Genomic DNA, 15,771 nt, shown 5'->3' with positions numbered 1-15,771 from the left:
GATTACCCTCTCCGGATGACTTGAGGCGCCAGGAGTAAGACCAATGGGGCCCCGGAGCCGCGCCTGCGGGCCCCGGAGCCGCGCCTGCGGGCCCCGGAGCCGCGCCTGCGGGCCCCGGAGCCGCGCCTGCGGACCCCGGTTCCCCGCCCGTTGCCGAGCGTGACGGCTGGGGGCGCTGGCGGCTCAGCGGGGAGAAGTGCTGGATCTCCAACGCGCCCGAGGCCGATTTCTACACCGTCTTCGCGCGGACCACCCCGGGCGCCGGAGCCCGTGGCGTCACCGCCTTCCTGGTGCCCGCCGACCGGCCCGGCCTCACCGGTACCCCGCTCGACATGCTCTCCCCGCACCCCATCGGCGCCCTCGCCTTCGACGCCGTACCGGTGACAGCGGACGACGTGCTCGGTGAGCCCGACCGCGGTTTCCGGGTCGCGATGCACACGCTCAACCTCTTCCGCCCGAGCGTGGGCGCCTTCGCGGTCGGCATGGCGGGGGCGGCCCTCGCGGCGACGCTCACGCACACGGCCGGGCGGGAGGCGTTCGGCGGCAGGCTGAAGGATCTGCAGACGGTGGCCCACCAGGTCGCCGAGATGGCGCTGCGTACGGAGGCGGCCCGCCTGATGGTCTACGCGGCGGCGGCGGCGTACGACGAAGGGGCTCCGGACGTGCCCCGGCGCGCGGCGATGGCGAAGCTGCTGGCGACCGAGACGGCCCAGTACGTGGTCGACGCGGCGGTGCAACTGCACGGCGCCCGTGCCCTGTGCCGCGGCCATCTCCTCGAACACCTCTACCGGGAGGTCCGCGCGCCCCGTATCTACGAAGGCGCCAGCGAGGTCCAGCGGGCGGTCATCGCCAAGGAGTTGTACGCGTCGGTGGAGGCCCCGTGAGCGTCGAGAGCCTGGAGGTTCCGTGAGCACCGAGCGTGTCAACCCGCCCGAGCTCTCCCCGCCCACCGGCTTCTCGCACGCCGTCGTCGCCACCGGTACCCGCGTGGTCTTCCTGGCGGGCCAGACCGCGCTGGACACGGACGGGAAGGTGGTCGGCGAGACCCTCCCGGAGCAGTTCGAGAAGGCGCTGACCAATCTGCTGACCGCGCTGCGGGCCGCGGGGGGAACCCCGGCCGACCTCGCGCGGGTGACGGTCTACGCCACCGATGTCGCGGACTACCGTGCGCGAGCCCCCGAACTCGGCCGCGTCTGGCGGCGGTTGGCGGGCCGCGACTATCCCGCGATGGCCGTCGTCGGCGCCGCCCGCCTCTGGGACGAACAGGCCCTGGTCGAACTCGACGGTTTCGCGGTGCTGCCGTAGCACCCCGGCCCCGGAACTCCCGGAGGGACTAGGCGGCGACGGCCAGCCGCTCGGCGAACACCCGGTGCGGAGCGACCACGCTGCCGTCGGGGAGCAGTTCACCGCTGTCGTCGAAGACGATCGCGCCGTTGCACAGCAGGCTCCAGCCCTGCTCGGGGTGGGCCGACACGATGTGCGGAGCGTTGGAGTCCGCGGACGGGCACAGAGTTTGGTGGGAACACATGACGCACCTCCACGTCGGATGCGATGAGTGCCGACGGCGCTGTCGCCGCCTCGCATACCTAAGACCATGCTCCCGTGGCGAACTCATCGGAACCGCCGGTCGAGAAGCGTGACAACACGCGGACAACTCTCGAACGTTCCCATGACGCACGGACTCGGCCCACGACGGACTCGGCCCACGACGGACCGGACCAGCCGGGTACCGGACTCGCCACCAAAGGGGTGAGGATCACTGCGTCGGGCCCGTGCGCCCGGTACCTGTGGAGCCCCCACGTTCCAGGAGGTACCTCATGCCCTTGCGCCAGGTCATCGGCGCGGCCACCGGCGCCGCGTTCCTGCTGCTGGCCACCCCGTCCGCCGTCGCCGTGTCCGTCGGCGCCCTGTCGGCGCCGTCCGAGACGGTGACCGTCAACCCGACCGGTCACCTCGCGGCCGACGGAACCGTCACTCTCTTCGGCACCTACCGCTGTCTGAGCGGTACGGGGCCGGTGCTCGTCTCCTCGTCGGTCTCGCAGGGCGACTCCCGGATCCGTTACGGCATCGGCGGCACCGCGGCGGTCTGCGACGGCGCGGAGCACCGATGGACCAACTCGGAGAAGCGCACACCCGGCACCCTCGCACCGGGCGCCGCCCATGTCGAGGCCACCCTGATGGAACTGAGCCCCGCCCTGGGCGGTCTGCCGCTGCCGCTGTTCCACGCGCTGCAGCAGCAGGACATCACCCTCATGGAGGGCTGAGCCGGCCACGGGCGGGAGGGGACGGCACACGGTGGGGTCGCCGGAGGGCGACGCGAAGTCGTCCCCCGGCGAGCCCCTCACGTTCCAGTCGTTCTAGATGTCCCGGAACGTCTCGATCTGTGCCCCGATCGAGTTGAGCCGCTCGGCCAGGTCCTCGTAGCCGCGGTTGATGACGTACACATTGCGCAGCACGGACGTGCCGTCGGCCGCCATCATCGCCAGCAGTACGACCACGGCGGGCCGCAGCGCGGGCGGGCACATCATCTCGGCGGCGCGCCAGCGGGTCGGGCCCTCGACCAGCACGCGGTGGGGGTCGAGGAGTTGCAGTCGGCCGCCGAGCCGGTTCAGGTCGGTCAGGTAGATGGCCCGGTTGTCGTAGACCCAGTCGTGGATGAGGGTCTTGCCCTGTGCGGAGGCCGCGATGGCCGCGAAGAACGGCACGTTGTCGATGTTCAGGCCAGGGAACGGCATCGGGTGGATCTTGTCGATCGGCGCCTCCAGCTTGGAGGGCCGTACGGTCAGGTCCACCAGCCGGGTACGGCCGTTGTCCGCGAAGTACTCCGGCGTGCGGTCGTGGTCGAGGCCCATCTCCTCCAGTACCGCGAGCTCGATCTCCAGGAACTCGATCGGCACCCGGCGCACCGTCAGCTCCGACTCGGTGACCACCGCGGCGGCGAGCAGGCTCATCGCCTCGACCGGGTCCTCGGAGGGCGAGTAGTCCACGTCCACGTCGATGTTCGGCACGCCGTGGACGGTGAGTGTGGTCGTGCCGATGCCCTCCACCCGTACGCCGAGTGCCTCCAGGAAGAAGCACAGGTCCTGGACCATGTAGTTGGAGGAGGCGTTGCGGATGACGGTCACGCCGTCGTGGCGGGCGGCGGCGAGCAGCGCGTTCTCGGTGACGGTGTCGCCGCGCTCGGTCAGCACGATGGGCCGGCCGGGGGAGACGGCCCGGTCGACCTGGGCGTGGTAGAGCCCCTCGGTGGCGGCGATGTCGAGCCCGAACCGCCGCAGCGCGATCATGTGCGGCTCGATGGTCCGGGTGCCGAGGTCGCAACCGCCCGCGTACGGCAGCCTGAAGGTGTCCATACGGTGCAGCAGCGGGCCGAGGAACATGATGATGGACCGCGTCCGGCGGGCGGCCTCGGCGTCGATCGCCTCCATGTCCAGCTCGCTCGGGGGCACGATCTCGAGGTCGACCCCGTCGTTGATCCAGCGGGTGCGGACGCCGATCGAACCGAGTACCTCCAGAAGGCGGTAGACCTCTTCGATCCGGGCCACCCGCCGCAGCACCGTGCGCCCCTTGTTCAGAAGCGTCGCGCACAGCAGCGCGACGCACGCGTTCTTACTGGTCTTGACATCGATCGAGCCGGACAGACGACGTCCGCCGACCACGCGCAGATGCATCGGACCCGCGTAGCCCAGGGACACGATTTCGCTGTCCAGGGCTTCACCGATTCGAGCGATCATCTCAAGGCTGATGTTTTGGTTGCCGCGCTCGATGCGATTGACGGCGCTCTGACTTGTGCCGAGCGCCTCGGCGAGCTGCGACTGTGTCCAGCCCCGGTGTTGCCGGGCATCACGGATGAGCTTGCCGATGCGTACGAGGTAGTCGTCTGCCATGGCGCGACCGTATATCTGATGTGAGATAAAGAGAAACGGAGCGCACCCGTCCGGGTAGTGGACTGCGGCACACCGCACCCACGGGGGAGTTCGGTCAGCGCTCCCGCCGACGCGTCGTGCGCCGCCAGCCGAAGGGGCCCGGCAGATCCATCGAGGTGGTGCGGCGTCCGGTGCTGCTGCGGGTGTGGCGCGGCCCGTGCCGGCCGCCCGTGGTGATCGACCACGAGCGCCGGTTGATGTTCAGCCGCACCCCGGGAAGGATGCGGAAGCTCTTGCGGAACGTGAGGGGCATGAGTGGTCCGCCCTACTGGATTTCACGGCTGTTTGTCTCGGTTTGCTACACCGACTGTGGTGCGTCCCGTTCCCAGTACCCCGAAACGGGCGATGGTTGCCTGTGAACTCCCGGCGTGTTCAGCCTCGTTCCGCCGCCCCGCGCTCCACGAGCGTCTGAGTGCCGATGGCCCCTAGGAGGGCGACCTGTTCGGCGTCCCGCGTCCCCGGCTCGGCCGTGTAGACCATGATGCGCAGGTCGCTGCCCGCGACGCTGAGCACGTCGCAGTCGAGCGTCAGGGGGCCCAGCTGCGGATGGTCGACGGTCTTGCGCGAGGACTCGTGGTGGCCCACGGCCTCGGACTCCCACAACACGGCGAACCGGTCGCTGTTCGCGCGCAGCTCCTCGATCAGGCGCCGCAGTCGCTGGTCCGCCGGATACCGGTGCGCGGTCGCGCGCAGGTCGGCGACCACGGTGGTCTCGAACTCGCGCCGGGCCTCGGGGGTGTGGCGGACGTGGGTGCCCGGGCCCACGAGGTTGCGCCACACCGCGTTGCGCTCGTTGCCGCGCCACCCGGACGGGTCGCCCATCAGGGCCGCGTACAGCGGGTTGGCCAGCAGCAGGTTCCATGCCGCGTCGAAGACCGCGACGGGCGTTCCGGTCAGCCGGTCCAGCATCCGGTGCACGCCGGGGGTGATGTGGGCGGGCACCGTGCCGCGCCCCGGCGGGACCAGTCCGGCGAGATGGAAAAGGTGTTCGCGCTCGGCGCCGGACAGCCGCAGCGCCCGGCCGAGCGCCTCGACGATCTGCTCCGAGGGGTTGCTCGCCCGGCCCTGTTCGAGCCGGGTGACATAGTCGACCGAGATCCCGGCCAGCAGCGCCAGCTCCTCGCGGCGCAGTCCGGCCGCGCGCCGGTGTCCACCGGCGGGGAGCCCGGCCGCCTCGGGGGAGACCCGGTCCCGCCAGCGCCGGACCGTCCGCCCGAACTCCGTACTCGCCATCCCCCCACTGTGCACCGGTCCGCCCGCCCGTGCCTGGTACTGGCAGTGCCATGAAGACGGGCCGGGGACCGCTCGCACCGTCGTTCCGTGTCCTTGCGAAGCTCGGCCGAGGGCGCGTCGACAGCATGCCGGGCATGACCAGTGGGCGCCCATGTACTAGAGTTATCTCGACATCGAGATATCTGCCGAGGTGCACCGCAGCCGCCACCCCGGTAAGGCTTGCCTAACTTAGCCTTACCTTAGCGGATCGGCCAAGACGTCGTGGCGGCAGGATGCGGTGGGAACGCGCACATCAATGAAGGAGACTGTCGTGTCGGCGAACAGCTTCGACGCCCGCAGCACGCTGCAGGTGGGCGACGAGTCGTACGAGATCTTCCGGCTGGACAAGGTGGAAGGCTCGGCTCGCCTTCCGTACAGCCTGAAGGTGCTGCTGGAGAACCTGCTCCGCACCGAGGACGGCGCGAACATCACCGCCGACCACATCCGGTCCATCGGCAACTGGGACTCCCAGGCGCAGCCCAGCCAGGAGATCCAGTTCACGCCCGCCCGCGTGATCATGCAGGACTTCACCGGCGTGCCCTGTGTCGTCGACCTCGCCACCATGCGTGAGGCCGTCAAGGAGCTCGGCGGCGACCCGGCGAAGATCAACCCGCTGGCCCCGGCCGAGCTGGTCATCGACCACTCCGTCATCGCCGACAAGTTCGGTACGAACGACGCGTTCGCGCAGAACGTCGAGCTGGAGTACGGCCGCAACAAGGAGCGCTACCAGTTCCTGCGCTGGGGCCAGACCGCCTTCGACGAGTTCAAGGTCGTCCCGCCGGGCACCGGCATCGTCCACCAGGTGAACATCGAGCACCTGGCGCGCACGGTCATGGTCCGTAACGGCCAGGCGTACCCCGACACGCTCGTCGGCACCGACTCGCACACCACCATGGTCAACGGCCTCGGTGTGCTCGGCTGGGGCGTCGGCGGCATCGAGGCCGAGGCCGCGATGCTCGGCCAGCCGGTCTCCATGCTCATCCCGCGCGTCGTCGGCTTCAAGCTGACCGGTGAGCTCACCCCGGGCACCACGGCCACCGACCTCGTGCTCACGATCACCGAGATGCTGCGCAAGCACGGCGTCGTCGGCAAGTTCGTCGAGTTCTACGGCGAGGGCGTCGCCGCCACCTCGCTGGCCAACCGCGCCACCATCGGCAACATGTCGCCGGAGTTCGGCTCGACGGCCGCGATCTTCCCGATCGACGCGGAAACGATCAAGTACCTCAAGCTGACCGGCCGCAGTGAGCAGCAGCTCGCGCTCGTCGAGGCGTACGCCAAGGAGCAGGGCCTCTGGCTCGACCCGGCCGCCGAGCCCGACTTCTCCGAGAAGCTGGAGCTCGACCTCTCCACGGTCGTCCCCTCGATCGCCGGCCCGAAGCGCCCGCAGGACCGCATCGTCCTCGCGAACGCCGCGCAGCAGTTCGCGCGGGACGTGCGCAACTACGTGGACGAGGACGACGAGGCGGGCAAGGAGTCCTTCCCGGCCTCCGACTCCCCGGCCACCACCAACGGCGTACCGACCCGTTTGACCACGGTCACCGCCCCCGACGGCTCGACCTACGAGATCGACCACGGCGCGGTGACGGTCGCGGCCATCACCTCCTGCACCAACACCTCGAACCCGTACGTCATGGTCGCCGCCGCGCTGGTGGCCAAGAAGGCGGTCGAGAAGGGCCTGACCCGCAAGCCGTGGGTCAAGACCACTCTCGCCCCGGGCTCCAAGGTCGTCACCGACTACTTCGACAAGGCGGGGCTCACCCCCTACCTCGACAAGGTCGGCTTCAACCTCGTCGGCTACGGCTGCACCACCTGCATCGGCAACTCCGGCCCGCTGCCGGAGGAGGTCTCCAAGGCCGTCAACGACCACGACCTCGCCGTCACCTCGGTCCTCTCCGGCAACCGGAACTTCGAGGGCCGTATCAACCCCGACGTCAAGATGAACTACCTGGCCTCCCCGCCGCTGGTCGTCGCGTACGCGCTCGCGGGCTCCATGAAGGTGGACATCACCAAGGACGCGCTGGGCGTCGACCAGGACGGCAAGCCGGTCTACCTGGCCGACATCTGGCCCTCCGAGGCCGAGGTCAACGACGTCGTGGCGAACGCCATCGGCGAGGACATGTTCAACAAGTCCTACCAGGACGTCTTCGCGGGCGACGCCCAGTGGCAGGCGCTGCCGATCCCGACCGGCAACACCTTCGAGTGGGACCCGCAGTCCACCTACGTCCGCAAGCCCCCGTACTTCGAGGGCATGGCGCACGAGCCGTCCCCGGTCACCGACATCGCCGGTGCCCGTGTGCTCGCCAAGCTGGGCGACTCGGTGACGACGGACCACATCTCTCCCGCCGGCGCCATCAAGGCCGACACCCCGGCCGGCAAGTACCTCACCGAGCACGGTGTGGAGCGTCGTGACTTCAACTCCTACGGCTCGCGCCGAGGCAACCACGAGGTCATGATCCGCGGCACGTTCGCCAACATCCGCCTGCGCAACCAGATCGCGCCGGGCACCGAGGGCGGCTACACCCGCGACTTCACCGTCGAGGGCGCGCCCGTCGCGTTCATCTACGACGCCTCGCGCAACTACATCGAGCAGGGCACCCCGCTGGTCATCCTGGCCGGTAAGGAGTACGGCTCCGGCTCGTCCCGCGACTGGGCCGCCAAGGGCACCGCGCTCCTCGGCGTCAAGGCCGTCATCGCCGAGTCGTACGAGCGCATCCACCGCTCGAACCTCATCGGCATGGGCGTCCTGCCGCTCCAGTTCCCGGAGGGCGCCACCGCCGAGGCACTCGGCCTCACCGGCGAGGAGACCTTCTCCTTCACCGGCGTCGAGGAGCTCAACAACGGCACCACCCCGCGCACGGTGAAGGTCACCACCGACACCGGCGTCGAGTTCGACGCGGTCGTCCGCATCGACACCCCCGGCGAGGCGGACTACTACCGCAACGGCGGCATCATGCAGTACGTGCTGCGCAACCTGATCCGCAAGTAGGCGATCCGGTACGGCGGCCGGGCCGCACTCCTCTTCGGAGGGGTGCGGCCCTTCGCATGCGACGGCACGTCCGCGCACCTACACCCAGCCGCGCTGCGCCGCCCGCATCCCCAGCTGGAAACGGCTGGCCGCGCCCAGCCGCTCCTGCAGATCACTCACCCGGCGGCGCAGTGTCCGCAGACTCACCCCCAGGTGACGGGCGACCGCCTCGTCCTTCATCCCGGCGGCCAGCAGCCGGATCAACGTCCGTTCCCCCTCGGTGAGTTCACCGTCGGCGACCGGCTGGCCGAGCGGCGTCGCCTGCTGCCAGGCCAGCTCGAACAGCTTCTGCAGGGCCTCGGTGACCGCCGAGTGTCGTATGAGGACCGCGCAGTAGCCGCCCGCGTCCGCGGCGGTCAGCGGCAGCATCGCGGTACGCCCGTCGACCACCAGCAGCTTCACCGGCACGGCGGGCAACACCCGTGCCTGTTCGCCGAGTTCGACCATCCGTAACGCGTGCCACAGGACGTCCGGATCCTCCAGCGCGGTGGCCGCGTAGACCGCGCGATAGGACACGCCACGGCCCAGCAGATCGGCCTGCAGGTCCAACTGCGGGGTGCGCGGGGCGAGATAGGGCGGGGAATCGAAGAGGCACACCTCGTGTTCGGCGCGGGCGTACAGCTCCTCCAGCCGCGCGGCGTTGGCGCTCTCGCCATCCACCACCTCGACCAGCCGGGCGGGCCGTTCGCGCAGCAGCCCCGCGTCGTACGCCGTGGACATCTCCTGCGCGGTGGCGGCCAGCAGTTCGGACTCTGTCTCGCGGCGCCGGATCAGGACACGGATCGCCACCCGTGGGTCGACGGCCCGCAGCCCGCCGACCGAGTCCGGCGGCTGCAGCAGGCCCAGGGCCAGCAGCCGTTCGCAGGCGTCCCGGACCTGGGACCGGGAGCCGCCGGTCAGCAGTGCCCAGCCCGGCGTACCCGCGTCGGGCTGGTGCAGGACTGCCCGGTAGAGGCGCTCGTCGAAGGCGGAGACCCCCACCGCGGCCCAGGGGCTTGCGGCAGGGGTCCGTCCGAGTGCCGGTTCATAAGCCGTGTTCGCCATGGCCCGGCACGGTAGAGGATCTTTGTTAAGCCTGTCGCACCGCTGTGAGCAGTGGTCCTGATTCAGGCCTACTTCAGGCCATACGCCCGTAGCACGGTCTGGTCGATCTGGTTTCCGGCGGCGTCGGAAGCCAGCACCCGCAGGGACACGAACCCCGCTCCCTTCGGTTGCTTGATCTCAGCCTTGCCGTGCTTGACCTTCACCTCCTTCCAGGACGTGCCGTCGTCGTACGACACCCAGGCCTTCAGTGAACTGGCCTTGATGCTCCCCGCCTGGTCCCGGACGGAGAGTCCGAGCTTCATCTTCTTCTTGGCCTCGGCGCGGTTGAGCAGATCGAGCCCGTGCAGGTCGTAGTCGACGGAGAGCAGAGGCAGCGCCGTCTGCGCGTCCGTGTGCGCCGAGGCGAAGGACCACTCCGTGTGTGTGCTGGTGGAGTACCGCGCCCAGTCCGCCCGGCGCTGGGCGTCGAGTATGAAGCGGTACGAGGCCTTCGCCGCCGGGACGTCGAAGACGCCGTAGCCACCGAGCGCCGAGTCGCCGACCAGCTGCCCGTCCGCATACAGCTTGCCCTTCGCCGTGTCCTGCGTACCGTCCACCTGCCCGTAGTGGCCGGTCATGGAGTCGTTCAACTCCGGTACGGACAAGGCGAGTGTGTCGCCGGTGCGGACGGAGGGGCCGTGCTCCTCGCTGCTCGCCGGGCGGATGACCGGGCGCAGCCAGTCCTCGGCGGGTTCCGTGCCCGCCTTGTCGAAGCTCCGCAGAGGACTCCACTCGCCCTGGTTCGCCCGCCAGTCGGGGTAGACGACGTGCCAGGTGCGGGTGTCGGGGTCGACGTTGTAGTACTCGGTGCGCGCCGTGCCGAGCCGCATGTACTCGCCGGTTTCGAAGCCGTAGATCTGCCAGGGACGGAACGAGTACGCGGTGTCGTAGCCCATCGCGCCGGCCTGGGACCCGTAGTAACGGGCCGTGTGCTTGACCGTGTTGGAGCTGTCGAGGCGGTAGGTCTGGTTCGCGGAGATGGCGTCCTTCTGCGCGAACAGCGCGTTGTAGACGTACGGACTGACCGGCGTGCCGCCCAGTTTCAGCGTCACCTTCTTGCCGGTCTGCAGCAGGCTGGTGAGCTTGGCGCCCTCCTCGCCGGTGGCGATCATCAGCGGGACGGTGGTCGCGTGGTCCACGGCTTCGATCCAGAAACCGGGGGTCTTGCGGTAGGTGATGAGGTAACTCGCCCCGGCTGCCGTCGCGTTGGCCAGTGCGCTGTCCGACCGCTCGGTGGCGCCGAGCGCGACCACCGCGACCTTGCCCTTGACGTCGAGCCCCGCGAAGTCGGCCTCCGTGCCGCCGCCCGCGTCCACCGCCCGTACCGTGTGCTCTCCGCTGATCTTCGTCGGGAAGCCGTTGTACGTCTGCGAGTAGTACATCGACAGCGGCAGTTTCTCCGGGCCGACGACGCTCGCCGTCAACTCCTTCGCGTACAGGCGGAACTTGGAGTAGAACTCAAAACTTCCCTGAGTGACCTTCTTGAGCGGCGCCACATAGACGTGTTTGTTCCACCAGCCCTGGCTGTAGGACATCCCGAAGGTGCTGCCCGGCCCCTCGCGGTGCCAGGAGGTGGTGAAGCCCTTGAACTCGGAGTCCTCCTTGGTCTTCGGCTTGATCTCCACCGCCTTGCGGGCGTCGAGGGTGATCTCGGTGTCCCCGTCGACCTTGATCTCGGGGTTGCCGACGACCGAGGTACCGACGGACTGGCCGCCCGCGTCGCGGTCGTAGATCCAGGTGCCGAGGGAGTATGTGCCAGCCGGGACCTGCCAGGTCGAATCGTCGGTCATGTTTCCGAACTCATTGGGGAACGCGCCGTTCAGCTCCTGCAGGGCGTACCGCGCTATCCCGGAGACCGGCTGCCCGTCGCGGCCCACCAGGTGCACCTTCAGGCTGTATGTCTTCGGCGCCTTCTCGAAGCCGATGCCCGTGGTGACCAGGATGCCGTCGGCGCGGGCCGTGATGTCGCCCGAGTACCGGCCGTCCGTGTCCTTCGACGGGTCGACGGAGACCGGGACCGTGGCGGTGCCGTGTGCCGGTACCGTGACGGTGCCGGCGCCCGGGGTCACCTCGGAGAGAGTCGACGCGAGCGTCAACTCCACATCCTTGTCCGTGGTGTTGGTGTAGGTGATGTCCTTGCTGTCGACCGCGGTGTCGCCGTCGGCGTAGGTGCCGCCGCTCAGGGTCGAGGTGCCGAAGACGCCCTGCTCGACCGCCCGCACGGCGTCCACCCGGCCGTCGCCCTGCTGGAAGACATCCGCGTCCGGCTGCGTCTTGGCGGTACTGGCCAGGGCCTCCTTGATCTGCTCGCCCGTCCAGTCCGGATGCGCCTGCGCCACCAGTGCCGCCGCGCCCGCCACGTGCGGGGTCGCCATCGACGTACCGCTCGCGGTGGTGTAGTAGTCGTCGACCGGCGTGCCCATGGTGGTCCCGGCGGCGCGGGCCGCGGTGATGTTCACGCCCGGCGCGGTGATCTCGGGCTTGACCGCCACGTCGCCGAGCCGGGGACCGCGGCTGGAGAAGGGGGCCAGCTGGTCCGACTTGTCGACCGCGCCGACCGTGAGCGCCGAGTCCGCGATGCCCGGGGTGCCGATGGTCTGGTCGGTGGGGCCCGCGTTGCCCGCCGCGATCACGAACAGGGTTCCGGTGGAGGCCGAGAGCCGGTCCACCGTCTCGCTCAGCGGATCCGAGGGGCCGTACGCCGTACCGCCCAGGGACATGGAGACGACCTTCGCGCCGGAGTTGGCGGCCCACTCCATGCCCGCGATGATCCACGAATCCTGGCCGTGTCCGGTGTCGTCGAGAACCTTTCCCACCGCCAGTTCCGCGCCCGGCGCCACGCCTTTGTACCGGCCGCCCGAGGCCGCGCCCGAGCCGACGATGGTGGAGGCCACGTGCGTGCCATGGCCGAATTTGTCCTGCACCCCTTCGCCGGGTACGAAGCTCTCGGACTCCGCGATCTTGCCGGCCAGGTCCGGGTGTCCGGTGTCCACGCCGGTGTCCAGGACGGCGACCTTGACGCCCTTGCCGTCGAAGCCGGCCTTCCACACGTCGGGGGCGCCGATCTGCGGGACGCTGACGTCGAGGGAAGCCGAGACCTTGGCATCCAGCCACAGCTTGTCGAGGCCGTCGCCGAGCTGCTGCGCGGCCTTCGCGGTGGGTGAGGTGCCGGGGGCCGGGGCGATGTCCGCCCAGAAACTGGTCGTGGCGGTCGACTTCTTCGCGCTCAGTGCTGCGCCGCCGATACCGGGAAGGGCGAGCGTCCGGCGCGCGCCCTCGGGGGTCTCGGTGCCCTTGCGGTAGGTGGCGATCAGCGGGATCGCGCCGGTCTTCTCGTCGGTGTATCCCTGCTTGACGAGTTGGCTGATGTTGAAGAGGGCGGGGTCGAGGCGGCCGGCCTGGACGAGCGGGATCGCGTCGTCGGGTACGACACTGACCTCGCCCTTCTGTTCGGTGGTCACGAAGTCGACGCCTTCGCGGCCCTGGCCGCGTCGCACGTCGACGGCGCTCTTCCCGTCGGGGCCCGCGGTGAGGGACACGGTGTCCCCGGTGATGAGGGTGACGGTCCGGGTGCTGCCCTGCGTCGGGGCCGATGGGGCTCCTGACGAGGAGCTCGGGGCCGCTACCGAGGGCGCGACCGCACCCGCGAGCAGAGCGGCAGAGCCTGACATGGCCCAGAGGACGTGGAGTCTTCGCATCAGTGGGCTTTCCTCCCCTTGAGAGACCTGGTGAGGTCTGGACCACTGTGCGTGCCGGGGCGGAAGCGGCTCAAGGGAATGTTGTGGCCGAGCTGTGCCAATGCCCTCTTTGGCCACTGGGGTTGAGGACCGCCGGGTCCTCCCGCGTGGCCCTTCGCACGGCTGCGGCAAAGTCGGGACACAGGGTTCTCCCAGCGAACCGGGACAGGATCGTCATATGTCTGGCACCCGAAGCGAACGTCTCCGCGTCACACGCGCCTCCGGCGACCGCGTCCCTGGCGAGCGCGCCGGTGGCGACCGCGTCCCCGGCGAGCGCCCCCGTGTCGGACGTGACGGTGGCGCCCGCGTGCGCGGCGAGCGGATCCGCGAGGACCGCCTCCATGGGGACCGCCTCCGCGGCGAGCGGATCCGTGGGGACCGTGTTCGTGTGCTGATCGTCGACGGCGAACCCGCACTCACCGAACTGCTCTCCGTGGCCGTCACCGAGGCGGGCTGGCGGCCCTACCCGGTCGCCGACGGGCACAGTGCGGTGCGTGCCGCCCGAGGCTGCGCCCCGCACGCGGTCGTGCTCGACGGGATGCTGCCCGACCTCGACGGAATCCAGGTGCTGCGCAGGCTGCGCTACGAGAATCCGGGACTGCCCGTCCTCATGCTGACCGCGCGCGACGCGCTGGAACACCGCATCGACGGCCTGTCCGCGGGCGCCGACGACTACGTGACCAAGCCCTTCTCCCTGGAGGAGGTCGTCCTGCGGCTGCGCGGACTGCTGCGCAGGGCCGGAGCCGAACCGATCCGCACCGACGACTCCGTCCTGATGCTCGGCGATCTCCCCCTGACCGAGGAGACCCGCGAAGTGCGCCGCGACGGTACGCCGATCCAGCTCGCCGCCAAGGAGTTCGACCTGCTCGGCCTGCTGCTCGGCCACCCGCGGCAGGTGCTGAGCACGGCCCAGATCCTCGACCACGTGTGGAGCAGCTCCTTCGACGGCGGCGGCAACCTGGTCGAGGTCTGCATCTCCAACCTGCGCCGGAAGATCGACAAAGGGCGGGCGTCGGTGATCCACGCCGTGTGTGGGGTGGGGTACGCGATCCGGCCGGTGGAGGACGGGAGATGAGCCCCCGACGGACCCGGCTCTTCGGACGCTCCCCTCGGACCGGGCGTTCGCTGCGGAGGCGACTGTTCCTCCCCGTCAGCGCCACCCTCGTCGCCGTCTGCGCCGCCATGGCCCTCACCACCGTCTTCGCTCAACGCTCCTATCTGCTCGGCACCTTGGACCAGCGCGTCAGCGACGCCGCCGAACGCAGCCAGGGCGGGCTCCAGCGCCGCACCGGCGACGGCACGGACCCGGGGTTCCTCAACGAGCGGGGGCAGGCCGTCGGCACCCTCGCCGCCCGGTTCGACGACGACGGCAAGATCCTCGCCGCCGAGGTCGTCACCCACGACGGCGGGCAGCGGACGCTCACCGCCGCCCAGCGCGCCGCACTCGACGGCGTCAGCACGGACGGCTCCCTGCACACCCGTACGGTCCCGGGCCTCGGCAGCTACCGGGTGACCGCTCTCGGCGGCGACGGCGTCTCCGTCCTTACCGGGCTTCCCATGGCCGACGTACAGGACATGATCGGTCGCCTGATCGCGGTCGAGGCCGTAGTGGCCGCCATCGGCCTCACCGCCGCGGGCTGCGTGTGCGCGGTCGTCATACGGCGCCAACTGCGTCCCCTCGGGCGGGTCGCCGCCACCGCCGTCGAGGTCTCCCGCTCCCCGCTGGGCCACGGCGAGGTCACCGGACTGACCCGGGTACCCGAACGCGACACCGACCCCGGCAGCGAGGCCGGCCAGGTCGGTGCCGCCCTCAACCGCATGATCGACCACGTCGAGTCCTCGCTCGCCGAACGCCGGCGCGGCGAGGAGGAGATGCGCCGCAGCGAGGAACGCATGCGCCGCTTCCTCGCCGACGCCAGCCACGAACTCCGTACGCCCCTCGCGTCCATCGCCGGGTACGCGGAACTGATGAACCGCGGCACCGAGAGGATCGAGCCGACCCTGGCCTGGCGCCGGGTCTCCGCCGAGTCGGCCCGGATGACCGGCCTCGTCGAGGACCTGCTGCTGCTCGCCCGGCTGGACGAGGGCAGGCCGCTGCACGCGGCCGAGGTGGACCTCGCGGCACTGGTCGCCGAGGCGGTGTGGGACGCGCGGGCCGCCGGGGACACCCACAACTGGCAGCTGGCGCTGCTGCTGGACACCCCGGCCCTGGTCGTCGGCGACGAGGCACGGCTCCACCAGGCGGTGGCCAACCTGTTGGCCAACGCCCGTGTGCATACGCCTGTTGGTACGACCGTGGTCGCCTCGGTGGAGGCCACGGGCGCGTCCTGCACGATCCGCGTGCGCGACGACGGCCCCGGTATCCCGCCGCACCTGCTCCCGTCCGTCTTCGAACGCTTCACCCGAGGCGACGCCTCGCGCTCCCGGGGCAACCCGACTGAGGGCGGCTCCGGCCTCGGACTCGCCATCGCCGAGGCGGTCACCGCCGCCCACGGCGGTCGCATCCGCGTGGAGAGCGCCCCGGGTCGTACGGAGTTCACGCTCGAACTGCCCCCGGCCGACAGCGCCAGGACCCCGGACCCGGCGCCCGCTCCGGCGCCCGCGTCGGCCTGAAGCCAGACCGCCCTTGGTGCCGCCCCTAGGCCCTGTCGTCAAATTCCCGTCTGCCCCGCGACGCCATGCACGCACTCTCACCGCACCAGGCACAGACCCGAGTACGTCCAGTACG

Annotated in this window: 11 protein-coding genes and 1 pseudogene; 6 read left to right on the top strand and 6 right to left on the bottom strand. The window is 70.3% G+C overall.

What is annotated here, in order from left to right; genetic code table 11:
* Window positions 1–158: 158 nt before the first annotated feature.
* Both ABZ656_RS49645 and ABZ656_RS49640 read left to right on the top strand, forming a co-directional pair.
* Window positions 159–884: pseudogene (locus ABZ656_RS49645) on the top strand (acyl-CoA dehydrogenase); the annotation flags it as partial.
* A 22-nt stretch (window positions 885–906) separates the two neighbouring features.
* A complete protein-coding gene (locus ABZ656_RS49640; RefSeq protein ID WP_075030547.1) occupies window positions 907–1,305 on the top strand; it encodes a RidA family protein in 399 nt (132 codons plus the stop codon).
* 28 nt (window positions 1,306–1,333) lie between these two features.
* On the opposite strand, the gene ABZ656_RS49635 is transcribed toward ABZ656_RS49640, so the two are convergent.
* Complete coding sequence (locus ABZ656_RS49635; protein ID WP_095852133.1) at window positions 1,334–1,528, bottom strand: DUF5999 family protein; 195 nt, start codon at window positions 1,526–1,528, stop codon at window positions 1,334–1,336.
* A 289-nt stretch (window positions 1,529–1,817) separates the two neighbouring features.
* Between ABZ656_RS49635 and ABZ656_RS49630 the strand changes: the two genes are divergently transcribed.
* Complete coding sequence (locus tag ABZ656_RS49630; protein WP_101401237.1) at window positions 1,818–2,264, top strand: DUF6299 family protein; 447 nt, start codon at window positions 1,818–1,820, stop codon at window positions 2,262–2,264.
* A gap of 93 nt (window positions 2,265–2,357) precedes the next feature.
* On the opposite strand, the gene ABZ656_RS49625 is transcribed toward ABZ656_RS49630, so the two are convergent.
* From ABZ656_RS49625 to ABZ656_RS49615, 3 genes are all read right to left on the bottom strand, one after another.
* A complete protein-coding gene (locus tag ABZ656_RS49625; protein WP_101401238.1) occupies window positions 2,358–3,887 on the bottom strand; it encodes a UDP-N-acetylglucosamine 1-carboxyvinyltransferase in 1,530 nt (509 codons plus the stop codon).
* Between the two features lie 94 nt (window positions 3,888–3,981).
* Window positions 3,982–4,179, bottom strand: a complete 198-nt coding sequence (locus ABZ656_RS49620) for a DUF4236 domain-containing protein (protein WP_101401239.1) — start codon at window positions 4,177–4,179, stop codon at window positions 3,982–3,984.
* 119 nt (window positions 4,180–4,298) lie between these two features.
* The gene (locus ABZ656_RS49615) at window positions 4,299–5,159 is read right to left on the bottom strand and encodes a helix-turn-helix transcriptional regulator (protein ID WP_360278101.1); all 861 of its coding nucleotides are present in this window, start codon (window positions 5,157–5,159) and stop codon (window positions 4,299–4,301) included.
* 310 nt (window positions 5,160–5,469) lie between these two features.
* Here ABZ656_RS49615 and acnA point away from each other — a divergent pair, with 310 nt between their 5' ends.
* On the top strand, window positions 5,470–8,184 hold the full coding sequence (acnA, locus tag ABZ656_RS49610) for an aconitate hydratase AcnA (protein WP_360278098.1): 2,715 nt from the start codon (window positions 5,470–5,472) through the stop codon (window positions 8,182–8,184).
* Between the two features lie 78 nt (window positions 8,185–8,262).
* Here the strand turns inward: acnA and ABZ656_RS49605 are convergent, their stop codons facing one another.
* Both ABZ656_RS49605 and ABZ656_RS49600 read right to left on the bottom strand, forming a co-directional pair.
* The gene (locus ABZ656_RS49605; RefSeq protein ID WP_360278095.1) at window positions 8,263–9,267 is read right to left on the bottom strand and encodes a LuxR C-terminal-related transcriptional regulator; all 1,005 of its coding nucleotides are present in this window, start codon (window positions 9,265–9,267) and stop codon (window positions 8,263–8,265) included.
* Window positions 9,268–9,335: 68 nt separating this feature from the next.
* On the bottom strand, window positions 9,336–12,977 hold the full coding sequence (locus ABZ656_RS49600) for a S8 family serine peptidase (protein WP_360278092.1): 3,642 nt from the start codon (window positions 12,975–12,977) through the stop codon (window positions 9,336–9,338).
* Window positions 12,978–13,431: 454 nt separating this feature from the next.
* Here ABZ656_RS49600 and ABZ656_RS49595 point away from each other — a divergent pair, with 454 nt between their 5' ends.
* Both ABZ656_RS49595 and ABZ656_RS49590 read left to right on the top strand, forming a co-directional pair.
* The gene (locus ABZ656_RS49595; protein ID WP_360278107.1) at window positions 13,432–14,118 is read left to right on the top strand and encodes a response regulator transcription factor; all 687 of its coding nucleotides are present in this window, start codon (window positions 13,432–13,434) and stop codon (window positions 14,116–14,118) included.
* Window positions 14,115–15,656, top strand: coding sequence for an ATP-binding protein (locus ABZ656_RS49590; RefSeq protein ID WP_360278089.1), 1,542 nt, complete (start codon window positions 14,115–14,117; stop codon window positions 15,654–15,656). Before ABZ656_RS49595 ends, ABZ656_RS49590 begins: the two co-directional genes overlap by 4 nt.
* Window positions 15,657–15,771: the final 115 nt, after the last annotated feature.

Origin of the sequence: Streptomyces sp. NPDC007095, assembly GCF_040634475.1 — a bacterium.
In the GTDB taxonomy this organism is placed as follows: domain Bacteria; phylum Actinomycetota; class Actinomycetes; order Streptomycetales; family Streptomycetaceae; genus Streptomyces.
The sequence above is the reverse complement of the archived record's forward strand: the minus strand, read 5'-3'. Positions and strand labels throughout refer to the sequence as shown.